Source organism: Enterococcus hailinensis (assembly GCF_045862035.1).
Taxonomy (GTDB): domain Bacteria; phylum Bacillota; class Bacilli; order Lactobacillales; family Enterococcaceae; genus Enterococcus_A; species Enterococcus_A hailinensis.
Genome location: NZ_BAAFRV010000002.1, coordinates 129,585 through 149,294 on the forward strand (window position 1 = coordinate 129,585; position 19,710 = coordinate 149,294).

Sequence of the window (19,710 nt, forward strand, 5' to 3'; positions counted from 1 at the left end):
AGGAGAGAATATACTAAAAAAATTCAGATTAGTGGATGAAATTAATAAGGAGGAATATAGATGTTATACGAGGAACTTATGTTTGATTCGTCACTCCTCTTACGTTTTAACATTTTTAAATACTTAAATCAATCATCAAAACAAGTCTTAGCCATCAACCAATTGTCAGAAGATTTAGACTTAAATTATCAACAGAGTGTGATTGAATTAAATGAAATTGATCAAGAATTAGCAGAGATCCGTTCCAATCATGAATCGATCATGATGCGTGCCGGAAAAGTTAATCTAGAAAATCTGAATGCTAGTGTCGATGAGTATCGCTATCATTTATTGCAACAAGCAGTTCCATTCCAATTTATCTTATACTTTTTAAACGAAGAAAAACCGACTATCGAACATTTTTGTGAAAAGTATTTTGTGAGTCGTTCAACCGTATCACGTAAGATCGACAAGCTAAAAAAATATTTAAAACGTTTCAACATTCGTTTTACTTATACAGAAGCTGGGATGTCTGGCGATGAACGTTTAATCCGATTAGCATTATTTGATCTTTTATGGTTAGGAACACGTGGAATCGAATGTCCATTAAATGTGGACCAGCACTTAATGACCCAGCTGATTGACACCTACAAAGATTATTTTCCATTATCAAGAACTTACTTTGGTAACCAAGAACTGAAACTCTTTACTTGTATTTTTATCATTCGTATCAAGAAAAAGAAATTTGCTAAATACGATCCGCGCTATAATTTCTTAATGAAGGATAATCCTTATTACGATTTTACTTCATTGCGTGACATTATCGATGTACCAATGACGACACGTCAATTGAAAGGTGAATCTAGTTTCATTTATTTCTTGGCTCATTATGCTCCATTTTACACGATACGAGACGATCAAAGTCTGAAACAAACGATTCATGATTTTGATGCTCGACCAAATCCTGTCAATGAGTTTGTCGTTGAATTCCGAAACTTTGCTAAAAAAGCCTTGTTCCCTGACCGTCCGGAAGTAATGGATGATCCATTGGTTGTAGCTAATTTATTAAATATTACATTTGGCTATTTCATTTTCCGTCAACCATTTCCTAGCATGATCGAATTAGTGATGAATCCTCATGAAAAACAAACACGTGGTGAGTACATTCTTTTCCAAAACATTCAAAACTTCATGCAAATGGCTAAAGATAATCCATCATACAGCTTTATGAGTTCTGTGCATCCTTATCTTACACGTGCATTTAATCGTTTATTGCTACCTTACTTTAATCAATTCCCTTATGCGAATAATCTTAAAATAGGGATTGCTTTAGAACATAATGCGATCTTTGTTCGTGACTTGTATCGCTTCTTAGAAGATTTGCGCTTTATTGATGCAGAGCCTTATGACATCTCACTAAAAGAAGATTACGACTTGATTATCAGTTCGTCATCCTTATTGAAAAAAGAGAAACCCAATCTACCTTTGTATCAACTAGATTTTCCTTATACTAAAAACGAATTAATTCCACTATATATGGAATTACGAAATATTTACGACAAGAAAAACCGTGTATATGAATAGAAAAACAAGACTGGATCTTAAAATGCGATCCAGCCTTTTTTAATTATTCGCTCTTTCTTTTACGAGACCAAATCATAATTACAAGAAGAATGATTACTACACCTATAATCATCCAAATTGCTTGATTCTTATCATTCGTTTGTGGGTACATCTTAGCATCTGTTTTACCTGTTCCACCCTTTGTAGTTGGCAAATGATCCTTTGGTGTATCCGATGTTGGTGGTGTTGGTGTATGACGATTAATAATCGTATGTCCTTCTACTAATGATTGATAGCCTTTGGGAACATTTAATTCTTTGACTGTATAATCGTAACGATCACCCTTACGATCATATTTAGCTAATTTCTCAAATCGATAGTGCCACTTCTCTTTAGCAGAAGTTTCTGTTTGAGCAATTTGCTTCCCATTTTGCAATAGAACAATCGTCACTTTTGTAGGCCGTATTTTATCTCGATCATCTTGGTCATCCCAAACTTTATCTCCTGCAAAAGAAGTTGTAATTAATTTGTTAGTGATATCCATACCAGCTTCTGTGGCTTGATAATTTTTTGGTACATCTAATTCTTTAATGGTATAAACATATTTTTCACCTTTTGTATCTAGTTCAGGGAGTTTATCAAAGGCATAACTCCATGTTCCGTCTTCGTTCACTTTAACTTCTTGGATGTATTCGTCTCCCGACATTGCTTTTCCATTTTGTAGTAATTGGACTTTGATACTTGTTGGACGACTATTAAATTTATTGTCTTGGTCATCCCATTGTTTCTTACCATCAACGGTAATAACTCTTAACGTATTATTCATAGTTGTTCCAAGATTTTCTGATGTGTAGTTAGGTGTAATTACTTTACCAGCTTTTTTCAATACTTCTTGGACATCATACGTATAGTCATTTCCTTGAGCATCTTTGACTGGTAACTTATCAAAGGTGTAACTCCAATCATTTCCAACTGCAACTTTAATTGACTTGGTTACCGCTTTTTGATTGATATCCATAAATGCTCGTTCTTGACCATCTTGTTTATACATTAAATTAAATTCAATTTCATCTGGACGTGAATTATATTTATTATCAAAATCTTCCCAATGTTTCACTACTCGTACTTGTTTAGTAATCAAAGTATTCTTAACAGTTAGTGGATCAACTTGACTAGCTTGATAATTGCTGTCTTTAGACGTTTCTTTCACTGAGTAACTATACACATTTCCAGTACTATCTTTTTTAGGTAAGTTTTTAAATGTGTATGACCAACTGTCAGCTTTACTACCAGCTTTGATCGTCTTAGTATAATCAGCACCCGGCATAGCTTCAGCATCAGATCCTGCAACTTGACGGAACAATTGTAATGTAACTTCTGGTCTTTCAAAGGCTTGATTCCCTTGATCATCCCATTGCTTATTGATCGTCACATCGGTAGTTTCTAAGATGTTTTCGATTGATAAGCTATTATCTTTCGCCGAATAATTTGGTGTTGCTTGATAGTTTTTTTGAATATTTATTTCTTTAACTTTGTAATGCATCTCGTTGCCGTTTTGATCATACTTAGGTAAGCCACTAATCGTTAACGGACTAAACTGATGTTGTTCATTACCTTTGATCGTATATTCTCCAGATGATCGATCGGCAGTCCCAAATTTTTCAGCATCGGCTTCATCTTTGGTCCATGCATAAAGTTGGAAGGTAATTTCATTAGGACGTGTATTGAATTTATTATCAAAATCTTTCCATGTTTTATTGACTGTTACTGCGACGGTATTCAAGTTATTCGTCAAATGGCTGATACCAGCTACAGCAGCGACCGTTACTTGCTGTTCGCCCTCATTAGCACCATTTGGTGTGTAAGTATTGGTTGATAATTCTTCTTTCACCCCATATTGAACTTGATTTTGTTCTTTATCGTAAACGGGTAAATTATCAAAATCACCTTTCCAATTGTTCGCTTGATTTAATTCAATCGATTTGTCTGAACCAAATACTTCTTTAAAAGTTTTCCATCCATTTGCTTGTTTGACCATTAAAGTAGCAGTTAAATTTTTAGGGCGAGTTTTATACGTATTGTCTTGGTCATTCCATGTCTTATCTACGCTAACTTTAGTTGTTGCTAATTTATTAGCTAGATCCATCCCCGTTACTGTAGAAGTATAATTTTTATTCTCTTCAATTTCTTGAACACTATAGTTATACTCATGACCTGCTGAATCATATTTTGGTAATCCTGTAAACGTGTAATCCCACTTACCATTTTGATCAACTTTTACTTCTTTTGTATATTCTGCACCTGTCATTGGTGTCTTGTCTTGTAATAATTGAACCTTGATACTGCTTGGACGCAAATTATATTGGTTGTCTTTATCATTCCATGTTTTTTCACCAGAAACAGAAGTTGTTTTTAGCGTGTTAGTAATATTATTTCCGTTAGTTTCTGCTTGATAATTAGCAGCTACGTTGGTTTCTTTTACCGTATAGTTATAACGATGACCACCTTCAGCGATCACTGGTAAATCAGTAAATTCATAACTCCAATTATCGGCCTTTATAACGTTCTTCGTAGCATACACCTGACCGTCTTGCATCAACTGAACATTCACACTATTTGGACGACTGCCAAATTTATTATCCGCATCTTTCCAAGTCTTTGTTCCTTTGATCGTTGTAACGATTCGATTATTGGTAACAACAATCGGTGTATCTGAACTTGTAAAAGTTTGTTCTTTTCCTGATTGATCTGTATAAACAATTTTCCCTTCATCTGTTACCTTAATTCCGGTCAATTCATACGAGCCTTCATAGCCAGTCGGATTTTTAGTTTCTTTGATTTTATACGTATGATTAGCTTGCAACTCAAAATCAACTAATCCATGTTCATCCGTAGTTTTTATTTTAACTATTTTTTCGGACGCATCAGTTGTATCGATTAACGTAAAGTCTGCACCTTTTAACTTCTTATTATCAGCAGATTCTTTTTGTAATTCGATTTTGCCTTGATTAATCGTATTTTTGACAGTTGTTTCTGTCGTTTCCCCAGCTTTCACTGCGATTGCAGTATCGCTCGTTGAAACATGATAACCTTCTGGCGCGCCAACTTCTTTTAAGACATAATCGCCAGGGATCAATGATGGTATAGTTACTACCCCTTGGTCATTCGTCGCAAAGGTATCAATAGATTCACCTAAAGCATTTTGAGTGACTTTTTTACCATCTTGATAAAGTTCAAATGTTGCCTTTGCTAATTTGATGCTTGGATCGGTACTATCGACTTTAGTTAAAGTGATTGCTCCGACTTTAGTGTTTTCTAATGTTACTTCTTTAGGACTATCTTTTGCTGTGTTTTCATCAATCGTTACTAATTTACCTTTTTTTAGTTCATTACTGATATAGTAACCATCAGCTGCTTTTGTCTCAACAATATAATAGTCTCCATAGGTTAAATTGCTAAATAGAATTTCTCCGTTTTCGTCCGTAGAAACATTCTCTCTAACAGCATTTCCAGCTGCAACTTCTCCTCGATATAATGAAAATTGAGCGTCTTTGATTGGGGCATTTTTTTTGTCACTATTTACTTTTTTTAATTTTAAAGATCGTACTTCCCCCTGAGCAGTCCCTCCCGCAGCGGGCACTTTAACTGTGATCGCTGCGTTTGATTTACCAGTATCTGCTTTGACATTGTCACCGGTGATCGTCGCCGTGTTTGATACGGATAAATCAGCATTTGGGTTTCCTATAAATAGAAGTGACATATCATAAGTCACTGTATACTGATCTGTTATATCACCAAAATCGATACTGAATTCTTGCTCAGCGATACTTGTTTTAAATTGTGTAGTAACATCTTCGCCTGCACTATTAGTTATTTTCAATGTTTCTGGTAACATTTTCAAATAGTGCCAATCACTATCGACTAAGCGAACATTCTTTAAAGGTAATTTCCCAGGATTTACCGTTACAGCATAATGGACAGTATTACTATCCTTTGCTGGATCATATGATTGATTTTTCGAAACATAATTTTCATTCTTTGTATATTCAACTGTTGCCTCAGCTGAGGATGGTTTGTTTAGATTATCTGTATACTCTGCCGTATTTTTAGCAGAACCTACTGCCAGCTGGTCTTTTTCAGTATTTACCTTAGTTGTAAATACGATTTTATAGTTATCTTTTGCCCCGGCAGGAAATCCGCTAACGGTTAAAGTCTCATCCTTATACTCTGTTTTAAGTCCGGTAACTTCCTTGCCAGAACTATCCTCTACTTTAGCATCATTGTTATATGTTTGGTCTGCAGGGATTTTATCAGTTAACTTGCCATCTTTTCCATAAGGCACATTTCCGGTATTAACATTGATTTCCCAGCCGACTGTATTATTGACAGCATTATAGGTGCCACCTTTACTTAACGAGATCGCTTGACGTTGATCACCTGGCGTTTTGAAGTCGTTTTTTGCATCATTAGTCCATGTTTTTCCATTTTGAGTGTAGTGATAAACCGCAGTATTAGAAATATCCTGATCCAATTTACTTGCAGCATAGGTTCCACTATAAGTTATGATAAATTCACTAGTTGTTTTTTTCTTATAATTGAGTGTAAAAGATGTATCACTGTAGTCAATAGTAAAATCTTTCGATACTTCTTTCGGTGTACTTTCACTTTTCTCGACTTCTTCGATTTTGATATCACCTTTATTGTATTTAGCATTTTTCAATGTATCGACTACTTGCCAACTATCGATTGACTGGTGTGCCGAATTCACTTTAACTGTCCAAGTCACTTTTCCATCATTTTTATCGGTAGAAAGGGTTGTTCCATTACCTCCTTTATCCGAAGTTTTTACGATCCCTGAACCAGGATTTTCAAATTTATTCTTAGCTTCATTCCCCTGATTATGCCAATTGATTTTGTTACTATATGTTGTACCAGTTCCAGTTACCGATGTATGCAACGTCAAATCAAAACTATCAGAAATACCTTCCGGAAAGACTAAAGAATAAGTTTGGTCATTATCTTTAGTTAAACTAATTGTTTTTCCTTCGTTCTTTCCATTTGCTGTAAATTCTGCTTGAAGTAGCGTTTGTAAAGCCTCTTCATTGATCGTATCTCCTTTTTCATCTGTCAACGACTGACTTTGGCCGATTTGATCAACAAATTTAGTTCCGGCTGGAAGATCGATTCCTGATTTTCTGAATGCTATTGTCCAATTAGCTACTGATTTATCGCCAACTGGAATAATGCCTGTGCCGGACTTAGCAATTGAACTAGCAGATTTAAATGTTACTGTAGCATCAGCATTTACATCACCTGTTTCTACTGAAGATAGATCTGCACTATTTTTTACCGCTGCTGTTAATTGCTCTGGATCTTTGATAGAAGAATATTGATTCAAATCCACATCTGTATCGAAAGTTATCACATGCGCCTTTTTACTAGTTGGTAAATTCAAAGTTATTTTTTTATCAGTTATTTCTGGTTCAGTTATGTCCTCTGATTTTTCAGTCTCTTTAATCAAGGTTCCATCCTTTAATGACACATCATAGGAAACAACTTTCAAATTACCTTTGTAAGTAACTCCAGCTGGTAATGTGTCCGTCAAAACACCATTTGTCATTACATTTCCGGTTTTATTAGCGGTTATTTCCCAAGTCACAACGGCTTGATTATCTTTAATATCCTTATTATCTGTTTGACTAACTACTCTTTTAGACAAAGCTTTTGCATCAGGAACAGTAATAATTGGTACGACCACTTTATCATCGTCTGTAAATGGAACAGTGATTTCAGTCTTACCAGGATTATCAATTTGCATTTCATTAACGACACCAGCTACATTCAATGTACCTTTTATCCCTGAGTTAGTTTCTACAGCCTTGGTAAAAGTAATTTTTGCAGTACCATCTTTATTGATAGTAAAGGTTCCAAAGGTATTCCCATTGCTATCTGACAAATTACCTGACAACATTTCAGCGGTGATCGTAAATTTATCTGGTATTTTAAAATTAAAATAATCGCCGGCCTTAATATTTTTGCGTAAATCCTCTGGCAAGCTCCAGTTATACTGTAAAAGTAAATTATCATTTAACTGGATATCGGCTTGATCAATCGTTTTTCCATCTTTAGTTAAAGTAGCACTGTCAAAAATCGTTTTCCCATCGGTTTTGCTGACTACCATTTTATTGGAACCTGGAAGTGTTGTAATATCTCTCGCAGTCTCTTCACTGGCTGCTGCACTTGCCACTCTTACTCTACGTTCTACTTTTGCAGCTGCTTTAGTATCTGCTGTAGTTTCTTGAGTCTTTGTTTCACTTGTAGCACTTGAATTTGAAGTAGCTGAGGTTGAATTCGCGGGCAGAGTAGTTGTAGTATTTTCTGTCTTAGATTTTTTTGGATTATTTTCAACAACAGTAGCACTGCTTACTTCAGTCGTTTGATCAGCAGCATTTGTACTCACGCTATTAGCAATGCTGCTTTTACTTTCAGTTGTTTGTGTCTCTTTAGCTGGAATTGAAACCACAATAGGTTCTTGATCAGCTAATAAATCATTTTTTGTTCCATCTGTTTGGAATTCATTTTCCAATGCTTGAATCGATAAACTTGTTATATATGCCGTTTGAAAAAAGATTTTCCCTTGGCTAGCTTCTTTGGTTGCTTTCGTTTGAAGAATAGTTGATTGATCCACGTTTGAAGTATCCAACGCGAATAGATTGCTAGGATCACTGGTGATCTTTTCAGGAACTAACATTTGATTGGCAGAATTTATACGAAAACCAATTTGTCTTGCTAATTCGCTCGTAATTTTTGAATACTCAATAGTCCAATCTAAATGCTTCTGATCAGGGTCTTCTTCGTAAGACACCTTTGCACTTCCATATTGATTTTCAAATAGTGTCGTTGCTGGTGAAGTCGTTGCTGCAACAGCTTTGATTCCAGTTGTTACATAATTGATGAACGGCAATAATGTTACTAAAATTGTGAACAAAGTAACAAAATATGTCGATGTTTTTCTTTGACTATTCATTTTTTTCCTCCATAAAAAATATAGTATTATTAAAAACACTATATATTTTATGACTGCTTTCATTTACTAGCAATCACATTTGTTTACTAATAAATAATAAATATTTATTTTATACAAAAACAAATGAATAAACACATAATAGACTAGTTATTTTTTATTTCAATAGTATAAAAACGTTTTTTTTAGCAATGAAAACCTTCTATTTTATTGCTTTTTCCACATGTTTTTTTTATCCTGGAATAACATTCATCTGGTGGTGTTTTTTTTAATTATTCTGATTATTTTGTTTTTCAACATATTATAATTTTTAATCAAATAAAACTATTTTTTTATTTTTATTAGGAATTCACTTTCGACTACAATAGCAAAAAAATGAATGTTTATGGGAAAATTAACGGATAATCCAGTTTCAAGTTGCTACATAATTTATTTCTATAATTAAAATTAATAAATTCGCTATTCTTTCATCATATTTAATTCATAAGTCGTTGCTATTATGTATTCATACCAACAAACAACCCTAACACTTTTTCATTTTTTAACTCCTTTGCTCATCGGCCACCCACCGGTGAGCTCTTTTTATTTATAATATTTTTTCGAATATAATATAATTTCAAATTCTTTATATAAATTTCAATATTTGCATAATCGTTGTTCACAATTTCTTCACAACTCGTTGCTATTATATAGACATACCAACAAACAACCCTAACACTTTTTCATTTTTTAACTCCTTTGCTCATCGGCCACCCACCGATGAGCTCCTTTTTTTTTCAGCTACTTTTTTTACATTTAAATTCTTAATTTTTCTTTATTGTTTCTTTGATTTTAATGCACTTGTTGTTCATTCTTTATTCACAACTCGTTGCTATTATATATTCATACCAACAAACAACCCTAACACTTTTTCATTTTTTAACTCCTTCGCTCATCGGCTACCCACCGATGAGCTCCTTTTTATTTATTGAGACACAAAAAAACTAGGACCTGATTGAGGTCCTAGTTTTTTTTGTGCGCTCTATTTTTTATGTGTTTCAAATAATGGACTAACTGGTTTGTTTTCATGGATCCGTTTGATCGCATCACCCATTAATTCACCAACACTGATTTCATCGATTTTATCGATTTTGCGTTCGTCTGATAAATAGATAGAATCAGTAACAACTAAATGTTCAATTGCTGAATCTTGGATACGTTGCATCGCTGGACCAGATAAAACAGGATGTGTACATGAAGCATACACTTTTTTAGCACCTGCTTCTTTTAAGGCATTCGCAGCTAACGTGATCGTACCTGCGGTATCGATCATATCATCGATGATCACACATGTTTTGCCATCGACTTTACCGATGATATTCATAACTTCTGCAACGTTCGCTTTAGGGCGACGTTTATCGATAATCGCGATTGGAGCTTTTAAGAATTCTGCTAATTTACGTGCACGTGTTACACCACCGTGGTCTGGTGAAACAACGACAACATCATCTCCGCAAATTTCTTTTTCTAAGAAATAATCTGCAATCAATGGTGCACCCATCAAATGGTCAACAGGAATATCAAAGAATCCTTGGATTTGCGATGCATGTAAGTCTAATGTTAACAGACGTGTTGCACCTGCTTTTTCGATCATATTGGCTACAAGTTTCGCAGTAATTGGTTCCCGTGCGCGCGCTTTACGGTCCTGACGGGCATAACCGTAATAAGGCATTACGACATTGATTGTTTTTGCACTCGCGCGTTTCAAGGCATCGATCATGATCAATAGTTCCATTAAATTATCATTTACCGGACTACTTGTTGACTGAACGACATAGACATGGCAGCCGCGAATACTTTCTTCAATATTTACTTGAATTTCTCCATCACTAAATTGTGTAACAGAACTCTTTCCTAGTTCTACACCAACTTCTTCAGCAATCTTTTCAGCCAATGGGCGATTAGAATTCAAAGCAAAAATTTTCAATCTTGGATCAAAATAATGTTTCGACATGGGGACCTCCACTTTCTTTTTAAGCATACGTACCGATTATATACCATTTCAAATAAAATACTAGTCATTTCCATTTAAGAAATCAAGAGATTTCCCTTAGAATGGCAAGTGATCCGCGTAACCCGCTTTGTTTACTTGACGAGCACGAGCAATTGCCATGTCACCTTCTTGGATATCAGAAGTGATCGTTGAGCCTGCGGCAGTCACACTATTTGCTGCAATAGTAACTGGTGAGATGATATTGGTACTTGATCCAATAAAGACATGATCACCAACAGTTGTATGATGTTTGTTTTTTCCGTCGTAGTTAACAAAAACAACTCCACAACCGACATTGATATCTTTTCCAAGCGTCGCATCACCGACATAGGTCAAATGGCCGACTTTGGTATTTTCACCAATCGTTGCTTTTTTGATTTCTACGTAATTTCCGATATGTGCATGCTCGCCGATATCTGCTTGTGGACGTAAATGAGCATTTGGTCCTACATCAGCATATTTACGGACGATACATTCTTCTAAGACAGAAGATTTGATTTCTACATTGTCTTCAATAGTGCTATCAACAATTTTAGAATGAGCACCAATCACACAATCCGCACCAATTACTGTATTTCCTTGGATTTGTACGCCTGGTTCAATCACCGTATCTGAACCAATTTCGATTCCTGCATCGATATAAGTCGTAGCTGGATCAATAAATGTTACCCCGTTGACCATATGTTGTTTATTGATACGGCGACGCATAATCTCATTTGCATTGGCTAAAGCGATTCGATCATTCACGCCAAGTGATTCTTCAAAATCTTCTGTTTGATAAGCAGCAACTGTTTGATCTTCATTTTTCAAGATCTCAACAATATCTGTTAAGTAATATTCTCCTTGGGCATTATCAGTCCCAATTTTTTCTAGAGCAGCAAACAATTGTTCATTATCAAAACAGTAAGTTCCAGTATTGATTTCTTGTGTCAGTGCTTCTTCTGGCGTCGCATCTTTTTGTTCAACGATTTTCTCAACGATTCCCACATGATCCCGAAGAATACGTCCATAACCGGTTGGGTCCTCTGCGTGTGCAGTTAAAATCGTTGCACTGGCTTTTTTACCTAAATGGTAATCAAAAAGGTTGTTTAACGTGTGTGTCGTTAATAATGGTGTATCACCACTAATGACCAACGTCGTTCCTTCTTTACCTTTTAAGAATTCTGCGGCCTGCATCACTGCATGTCCTGTTCCTAATTGTTCCGCTTGTAACGCATATTGACTCCGTTCGCCTAATTGTTCTTTTACCATTTCAGCACCGTGACCTACGATCGTAACGATCTCAGTCGGCTCTGTTTCTACCACTCGTTCAATGATATGCTCTACCATTGGTTTACCGGCTACCGGGTGTAATACTTTGTATAATTTTGATTTCATGCGAGTTCCCTTACCCGCTGCTAAAATAATCGCGTAACGATTTTCCAAAAGAAGTCACTCCTAATTGTTTGATTATATTTTTTTTGAAAGAAGAAAATCTGACTTTATGTTGATAAATGCATAAGCTAAAGTCAAAATGCTTTGCTAGTTATGATAGATACTCTTACTATTTTACTAGCTAAATAAAAAAAAGGCTAGCTTCCAATTTTTGCTCCCTATAAAAATTATCAGAGCAGTCAATGGAAAACTAACCTTTTAGAGGCGATTATTCTTTATCAAAACAATTTCCTGGTACAACTGTGATCGTTTTTGTACTTGTATCCACATCTTGAACGAATAACAATGAATTGTAATCGTCGATTGCTCGTTCGCCTTTGAATTTAGATTCTGCAAAAACTGTGATGCCGACTAATTCAGCTTCAAATTCTTCGATCAAACTCTTCATTCCGTTGACGGTTCCGCCGCCCTTCATAAAGTCATCCACGATCAAGACTCTTGAACCACGTTTCAAACTACGTTTAGACAGCTCCATCTTCTCGATACGTTCAGAAGAACCAGACACATAATTGACACTAACTGTGGAACCTTCTGTAATTTTTGAATCACGTCGAACGATGACGAATGGTGCATTCAAATAATAAGATACCGCCTGAGCGATCGGTACACCTTTCGTTGCAACGGTCATTACAGCATCGACTTTTTTATCCAAGTATTGAGCGGCAATAATGCGGCCAACTTTACGTAATAAATCTGGTTGCCCCAGCATATCAGATAAATAAACATATCCACCGGGTAATAAACGATCTTCTTCTGACAAACGTTCAGCTAAAGATGCAATATATTCTTTGGCTTCTTCATCCGTGATACTCGGTGTGAAGACGACCCCTCCAGCAGCTCCAGGGATCGTTTCTAACAAGCCTGTTCCACGTTCCTTGAAGGTTTTCTTTACGATCGCTAAATCTTCACTGATCGAAGATTTTGCTGAACCATAACGGGCGGCAAAAAAAGTCAATGGGATCAAATCATGTGGATGATCCAATAAATATTGTGTCATGTCGATTAAACGTTCACTTCGACGCACTTTCACGTAATCCACTCCTATTTCATATTAAAGTAATTATTTTTTGATGTTCAATTTATCTCCCTGCTGCTTTTATCAAAGCCCGGGTAACCAAATCTGATTTATCGTTTTTCATTATAAGGGTTTAATCAATAAAATTCGAGTATTTTCTTGTTTTAAAGTGAAAAAGTTCGGAATTTATTAATTATTAAGCAAAAAAAGAGGAAAAGCTTTCGCTTTCCTCTACTTTTGTAACTGTTTTCGTTGGAATAAGATTCTCAACTGACGAACGCCGTTGACTAGCAAGAATAATACGATAAAGCCTAAAGTAATCGTAGCACCTGGTGGTGTATCTAAATAATACGAACCAGTCAGCCCGCCGATCATTCCGATAAAACCGACTAAAACACTAACTAAAATCACAATATTGAAACTTTTTCCGACTCGCATACCCACAGCTGCGGGTAATACCATGATAGCCGAAATCAGTAACGCACCAGCAATCGGGATCATGACTGCGATTGCTACACCAGTCACGATGTTAAAAATCATTGACATCGTGCGAACGGGTAGGCCATCAACTGCTGCAATATCTTCATCAAAGGTTAACACGTACATTGGTCGTTTAAACAAGAGAAATAAAATTCCGACTAAGACAAATAAAATTCCTAGAAAGACAACTTGTTGCCATGTAATCGTTACGATCGAGCCAAATAGATACGATTGGATACTGACCGCAGAGTTTCCCGGTGCTAAACTCATCAAGACTAAGGCAACAGCTAACCCTGCTGCCATTAAGATCGCAATCGATATCTCTGAATAGGAGCTGTACATATTTTGGAGATACTCCATAATGATCGCTGCGATCACAACGACTAACAATGTCGTTCCTGTTGGATTTAAGTTTAAGAAAAAGCCTAATGCTACACCGGCTAAAGAGACATGTGACAATGTATCCGCCATTAATGATTGACGACGGATCACTAGAAAAACACCTAACATTGGAGCGATTCCCGCAATAAAGATCGCCGCTAGAAAGGCACGTCTCATGAATTCATATGAAAGCAACGCCATTGTGAGTTCTCCTTTCGTACCAATCGAATATGACGATCAATATATTCTTTTGTATCATCATGGTCATGGGTGATCATTAAAATACTTTTTCCATGAGCATGGGCACTGTGTCGCAACAATTCATAAAAATCATTTCGTGATTTTTCATCCATCCCAGTTGTTGGCTCGTCTAGAATGAATAAATCGGGATCCTTTGCAAACAAACGCGCTAAGCTGATCCGTTGTTTTTGACCACCGGAAAGCTCACCGACTTTTTTGTTACGCATATTCCACATATCAACTGATTCCAATGCTTTTTTTACATGAGCATGATCACGTGCAGATAATTTTTTAAACCACTTTCCTTGAGGATAGCGGCCAGATTCGACTAACTCTAAAACGGTACTAGGAAATCCGACGTTAAATGAGGCTACTTGTTGGGGGATATAGCCGATGCTTAACTTTTTACCTTCTGCATTTTTTTTAGCGATAGTTACCTCTCCACTACTAGGCTTCAACAATCCTAGTGTCGCTTTGATCAATGTTGATTTTGCGGCACCGTTTTCTCCGGTCAAAATGACAAATTCACCTGGGTCTACATGGTATGAGACATCTTCTAATACCGGTTCATTGTCATAGTAAAACGAGAGATCTTTTACCTCGATATACGACATGTTGTTTCTCCTTTTCTACTGATAAAAAAATTTTACTAAAACAAAAAGTTGTACTACTCAAACCACTAATTAATTTTGATGTGGCTCGAGTAGTACTTCTATTTTATATTAAAATTTTGTGTTGTCTAAGTATAATACTTTTATTTTACACTTTCTTTTAAAGCATTCAAGTTGTCTTGCATAACAGTAAGATATGTTTCACCATTTTTGATTTGTTTATTGGTTAAACTTTCTAATGGATTTAAGACAGTTAATTTCACGCCTGTTTCTGATGCTAATGTTTCAGCAACTTTTGATGACGCATTTTCTTCAAAGTAAATTACTTGAACATTATTTTTTTCAACATATTCTTTTAATTCGCTCAAACGGCTTGCTGAAGGTTCTTGGTCTGGTGAAATACCAGCGATTGCTTCTTGTGTTAAGCCGTATTGTTTAGCTAGGTAACCGAACGCCGCATGTTGTGTAACGAATGATTTATTTGATACATCTTTAAAGGCTGTTTGGTAATCTTGATCTAATGCTTTTAATTTCTTGATATAACTTGCCGCATTTTTTTCAAAGGTTGCTTTATCATCTGGATATTTTTTGCTTAATTGATCACGAATAGTTTCAACTTCTTTGATAGCTAAAACAGGATCTAACCATACATGAGGGTCCATTGTATTCGCATCTGTTGAAGCTTCGATAGATGATGAATCATCTGATCCGTCTTCTTCAGCAACACCATTCATCAAAGTAATACCTTTTGAAGCTTCAATCACTTCTGTTTTATCTTTATCGACTGAATCAATATCAGAAGCCCATTTTTCTAAAGCTGAACTATTATATACAAAAACATCCGCTTTCGAAATTTTAGCTAAATCTTTAGCTGAAGGCTCGAAATCATGGGGTTCTGTTCCTGCCGGGATGATTAAGTCTACATCCCCTTTATTTCCAACTACCTCTTTGGTAAATTCATACATTGGATAAAAAGTTGTTTCTACTTGAATTTTTCCATCATCAGATGACGCTTCTTTTTTACTTTGACCACCACAAGCTGTTAATACTACAGATAATAGCACAGCTCCTGCTAGAAGTAGTCCTTTTTTCATTTTCATCTTTCTAAGCACCTTCTCTTCTTTTTTAAGACAAGAATAAATCTAACAAATGTTTTTCTATTCGTCAATACAAATCGTAAAATTTACGATTTAAAACGCTAAAAACTTGTTAAACCGTAAAATAAATGTCTTAGCAGTCATATGAATAACGGTACCTGTATTCGCTTCAATGTCGAAAAATCGTTATTTTATTAACCATAAAAAAAGTAGATCACTAGGACCTACTTCAATGTCCGAACCAGATAGACTTCCTCACAAAAACCTTTTAGAGCATTCATCACATGCTTTGCTCGTGAATATTTATGACACAAAGCATAGACAGTCGGACCGCTTCCGCTCATCATCGCGGCATCCGCTCCGTATTTTAGCATTCGGTCTTTTAATTGCTGAATCACCGGATGCTTTCTGATCGTAACAACTTCCATTGAGTTACCCAAATTTTGAGTCATTTTTTGGTAGTCTCCTGCTTCGATAGCTGAAACCAACGCTGAAATATCAGGGTGGTACAAATCTTCCATCACGATCTGAGCAAAAATTGCACGGGTAGAAACACTCATCCGCGGTTTAACTACTACGACCCAGCATTGCGGCATTGGGGCAATCGGGGTAACTTTTTCACCGAAACCCTCTACTAAAGAAGTCTGACCATACACACAATAGGGAACATCTGAACCGACTTCAGCACCAAGACTCGCAAGTTCTTCCATTGATAAACCCAAATCCCATAAGCGATTAACTGCTCGCAACGCAGCAGCTGAATCAGTAGATCCACCACCTAAGCCGGCTGCTACGGGAATTTCTTTATGAATTTTAACTTGTAAACCTTGTTTTATCCCAAAGCGTTCTTTAACTAATTCCAATGCTTCATAGACATGGTTCTTTTTATCCGTGGGTAAAAAAGCCTTATTTGTTTCAATAATGATTTTATCTTCAGGAATTTCTTCCAAATATAAGCGGTCTGCCAAATCAATGCTGGCCATCACCATTGCCAGCTCATGTAAACCATCCGACCGTTTTCCGAGAATATCGAGGCCTAAATTGATTTTAGCTGGGGCTTTCTCCATAATTTCCATTTTCTCACCCATTCAAATTTTTCACTAGAAAATTCTAACATAGCCATTATCAAAAGTATAGATACTTCATTCTAGCATAGCTCCATTCGTTTCGTTGAATTTTTCGTCTTGAATAACTACAAGTAGAAAAGTGGATTTATTTATACAAAAAAGACGAACACAATGCTCGTCTTTTAAACTTCGATCATTTCATCAGAGATAGTGGCGCCTTTATTTTTCCCTCGTCCAATCAGCAACAATAATTGCATAGCGGAGAATAGAAAGCTACTACTCTTCATATAAGCAAAGTATCTTGGCTTCCATTGATCGACATAGATTGTTTTCTCTTCCGTTACTTGTTGGAAAGCGTAGATAGAATTCCCATATTTATAAATCAAATTCATGATTCGTTCACCTAGAAAAGCAAAAGATGTTTCCCCAACTTTAGCAAAAGGGGCCATTCCTTGGAAGGCTTCTTGATACCCTTGTTTTTTTAACTCATCCATCAAATGCAATTTCAAAAAAGTCGGCAATTCATTAGGAACATTATTTCTAAAGCGTAAAAGATCGAAAGAAGCTTTTTCCTGAGTCATGGGTTGTTCAGTAATAAAGCCAATAATTTTATTCTCAGGATCTCGTGCGATCCCAATGTGACTTGTACGTAGATACTCACGATCAAAACGTCCAACAGAGAAATATTTTTCTTTCTCGCCATTTAGCCATTCACGAGAAATCTCTTCTAATTCATCAAAAATCTCTGTAGGCAATTGTTCAAAATAAGAAAATTGATAGCCTTCGTTGGCCAACCGTTTGAATTCAAAACGATCCGAGAAAACATCATTTGGATGTTTCGTAAAATCGGTCACGCCTGTTTCACCGATTTTATCAAAGTGAAATCCTAAATCATGTAACAACAATACATAATCTTCGGATATTTTATAAAAAGCTAATTGATAGCCTAGGCGATCTGCTTGTTCCATAAATGCCAACGTCGCTGCTTGCCATTTATCAGGATTACCGATTGGGTCACCTAGGATGAAACATTTGTCTGCTCTGATTTGGAAACCAAAAACGATTTGGTCATTCCCATTCTCTTTATAATAGTAGTAATGGTACCCGGGAACTCTTAAATAATGACTTGCTGCCGTCCCGCCATATCGCTGAATCAAATAATTGAATCGTTTTTCATCCCAAACAGCTCCTAGTTGCTCTTCACTTTGAGTCAGGTAGTGGTACAAAATTGCTAAACATAGGATCGATAAAATCAAACCAATCAATCCTGAAAACCAAATTTCTTCAGAAGGAAAGGCAAAATATTTACTACTTAATCGCTCAGTGCTCCAAATTTGACCTCGATGATAGCCCGCAACCGCGTAAAAGATAAATAGGAGACCAAACAACGTACCATCAAATAAAATCGCGCCCCATGAATAGACAAGCTTTTGACGATAGAATTCTTTTCGCGACATCCAGACGATCAATAGAATCAATAGATATACCACAATCAAGCGAATCGATGCCGTTCGAGCGACGGTATTGATAATCCCAAAAATCAATAAAAGGATCGTTGGCCAAAAAGCGCGCTGAACTTTTTGTGAAATTCCCCGTGCAAAGCCTAGCAATAAAAAGCCAATCAATAAATTTAGCGTTTGATCTAAAAAATTAAAAGAAAACGGCAGCAATACTTGGAACAAACGACTAATGTTCGATAGATTCGTCAATGTCGATAATAAGATCATCATAATCGCTGCAAAATAGACAGCCGTTACTAATAATCCATGAGCAAATTTTTGCGAAATCAAGCGTGGTAAATTATCAAAATAGCGATTCATCTTAACGCTCGTATTCGTCAAGAAAATCACGATGCCTGTTACAAAAGGAATCAAATAATAAACGATCCGATAAAAAAGGATCCATACTACCGCAGTACTTTGATTAAGTCCAAGATGTCCAAGACCTAAAATCATCATTACATCAAATGTCCCAGCGCCTCCAGGTACCATTGTCAACATTCCTAGACCGATAGCTATCACAAATAGCGGATAGACATCGCCCATGTTTATCCTAGCACCCATCAAAAAACCGACCGCTAAAAATACCAACATAGCTCCCAACCATTGTCCGATAGAAGCTATAAATAATTCAACGATCTGTTTTAACTGAAATTCTTTAAACAGCGTTCGTCTGCGAGAATAGACAAACCCAAATAATACCGGTGCAAAAAGTCCACCAATTAATAACCAAATCCGATAACGTACAAAAGAATTCTGCGTCCGGAAAAAAAATAAATCCAGTGCTGTAAAAAACGCCATGATCGATAGGCCCGCTAACATAAAAATAGCAATTTTTGAGATCACGGCTAGAACTTTCTTTTTTTCCATTCCTTTGCCGTAAAAACTAGATCGAAGGCTTACTCCTACAATTCCACCGAAACCAGCTAAGTTATTGATCGTATTCGTCGTCCAAGCTGAAACAAACCATTCTTTACGCTCCATTCGTGGGCGGCCCGCTCTTTCTAAAGTAGTAATCGCCACATGATCATATAACAGCATCGGTAATACTCCACAAAGTCCTATCACAAACATCGCGAATAAAGAAAGCTGATTTTGTTGTTTGATCGTTTGCCAAACTGTTTGCCAGCTCATTCCGTGGGCAATATTTTTTACTTGATTTGCAACAAAAAATAAAACGATCCCAAAGAATATGATTTTAAGCAATGTTCCATGGCGTTTAAACCAACTAATAATAGTCGTCATTCTTTTTCTCCACTCTTCCTTATACTTAAGGTCTATTTTAAAT

The 19,710-nt window shown here is 36.1% G+C and carries 10 protein-coding genes; 1 reads left to right on the forward strand and 9 read right to left on the reverse strand.

Going from position 1 to position 19,710, the window contains the following annotated elements; genetic code table 11:
• Window positions 1-60: 60 nt before the first annotated feature.
• A complete protein-coding gene (locus ACKTSC_RS02445; protein WP_407856726.1) occupies window positions 61-1,563 on the forward strand; it encodes a helix-turn-helix domain-containing protein in 1,503 nt (500 codons plus the stop codon).
• 43 nt (window positions 1,564-1,606) lie between these two features.
• Here the strand turns inward: ACKTSC_RS02445 and ACKTSC_RS02450 are convergent, their stop codons facing one another.
• The 9 genes from ACKTSC_RS02450 to mprF all read right to left on the reverse strand — a co-directional run bounded on the left by ACKTSC_RS02450 (window position 1,607) and on the right by mprF (window position 19,667).
• Window positions 1,607-8,569, reverse strand: a complete 6,963-nt coding sequence (locus tag ACKTSC_RS02450) for a Cna B-type domain-containing protein (RefSeq protein WP_407856727.1) — start codon at window positions 8,567-8,569, stop codon at window positions 1,607-1,609.
• A gap of 1,018 nt (window positions 8,570-9,587) precedes the next feature.
• Window positions 9,588-10,559, reverse strand: a complete 972-nt coding sequence (locus tag ACKTSC_RS02455) for a ribose-phosphate diphosphokinase (protein WP_071858651.1) — start codon at window positions 10,557-10,559, stop codon at window positions 9,588-9,590.
• Between the two features lie 96 nt (window positions 10,560-10,655).
• The gene (gene glmU, locus ACKTSC_RS02460; protein ID WP_407855094.1) at window positions 10,656-12,023 is read right to left on the reverse strand and encodes a bifunctional UDP-N-acetylglucosamine diphosphorylase/glucosamine-1-phosphate N-acetyltransferase GlmU; all 1,368 of its coding nucleotides are present in this window, start codon (window positions 12,021-12,023) and stop codon (window positions 10,656-10,658) included.
• Window positions 12,024-12,240: 217 nt separating this feature from the next.
• Window positions 12,241-13,062 carry a pur operon repressor gene (gene purR, locus ACKTSC_RS02465; RefSeq protein ID WP_332579855.1) on the reverse strand — a complete coding sequence of 274 codons (822 nt, stop codon included), beginning with the start codon at window positions 13,060-13,062 and terminating at the stop codon, window positions 12,241-12,243.
• A 216-nt stretch (window positions 13,063-13,278) separates the two neighbouring features.
• Window positions 13,279-14,109: a metal ABC transporter permease gene (locus tag ACKTSC_RS02470; protein WP_407856728.1), complete on the reverse strand. Its 831-nt coding sequence runs from the start codon at window positions 14,107-14,109 to the stop codon at window positions 13,279-13,281.
• Window positions 14,082-14,762: a metal ABC transporter ATP-binding protein gene (locus ACKTSC_RS02475; protein ID WP_332579857.1), complete on the reverse strand. Its 681-nt coding sequence runs from the start codon at window positions 14,760-14,762 to the stop codon at window positions 14,082-14,084. The genes ACKTSC_RS02470 and ACKTSC_RS02475 overlap by 28 nt, the downstream gene beginning before the upstream one ends.
• 140 nt (window positions 14,763-14,902) lie before the next feature.
• Window positions 14,903-15,859 carry a metal ABC transporter substrate-binding protein gene (locus tag ACKTSC_RS02480; protein WP_407856729.1) on the reverse strand — a complete coding sequence of 319 codons (957 nt, stop codon included), beginning with the start codon at window positions 15,857-15,859 and terminating at the stop codon, window positions 14,903-14,905.
• A 221-nt stretch (window positions 15,860-16,080) separates the two neighbouring features.
• Window positions 16,081-16,932, reverse strand: coding sequence for a 4-(cytidine 5'-diphospho)-2-C-methyl-D-erythritol kinase (ispE, locus tag ACKTSC_RS02485; protein WP_332579859.1), 852 nt, complete (start codon window positions 16,930-16,932; stop codon window positions 16,081-16,083).
• Window positions 16,933-17,105: 173 nt separating this feature from the next.
• The gene (gene mprF, locus ACKTSC_RS02490; RefSeq protein WP_407856730.1) at window positions 17,106-19,667 is read right to left on the reverse strand and encodes a bifunctional lysylphosphatidylglycerol flippase/synthetase MprF; all 2,562 of its coding nucleotides are present in this window, start codon (window positions 19,665-19,667) and stop codon (window positions 17,106-17,108) included.
• Window positions 19,668-19,710 lie beyond the last annotated feature (43 nt).

What these genes read in the sequence shown, in the direction of transcription:
- ACKTSC_RS02445 (WP_407856726.1), top strand. Translation starts at nt 61, where the DNA reads ATGTTATACGAGGAACTTATGTTTGATTCGTCACTCCTCTTACGTTTT.
- ACKTSC_RS02450 (WP_407856727.1), bottom strand. Translation starts at nt 8,569, where the DNA reads ATGAATAGTCAAAGAAAAACATCGACATATTTTGTTACTTTGTTCACA.
- ACKTSC_RS02455 (WP_071858651.1), bottom strand. Translation starts at nt 10,559, where the DNA reads ATGTCGAAACATTATTTTGATCCAAGATTGAAAATTTTTGCTTTGAAT.
- ACKTSC_RS02470 (WP_407856728.1), bottom strand. Translation starts at nt 14,109, where the DNA reads ATGGCGTTGCTTTCATATGAATTCATGAGACGTGCCTTTCTAGCGGCG.
- ACKTSC_RS02475 (WP_332579857.1), bottom strand. Translation starts at nt 14,762, where the DNA reads ATGTCGTATATCGAGGTAAAAGATCTCTCGTTTTACTATGACAATGAA.
- ACKTSC_RS02480 (WP_407856729.1), bottom strand. Translation starts at nt 15,859, where the DNA reads ATGAAAATGAAAAAAGGACTACTTCTAGCAGGAGCTGTGCTATTATCT.
- ispE (WP_332579859.1), bottom strand. Translation starts at nt 16,932, where the DNA reads ATGGAAATTATGGAGAAAGCCCCAGCTAAAATCAATTTAGGCCTCGAT.
- mprF (WP_407856730.1), bottom strand. Translation starts at nt 19,667, where the DNA reads ATGACGACTATTATTAGTTGGTTTAAACGCCATGGAACATTGCTTAAA.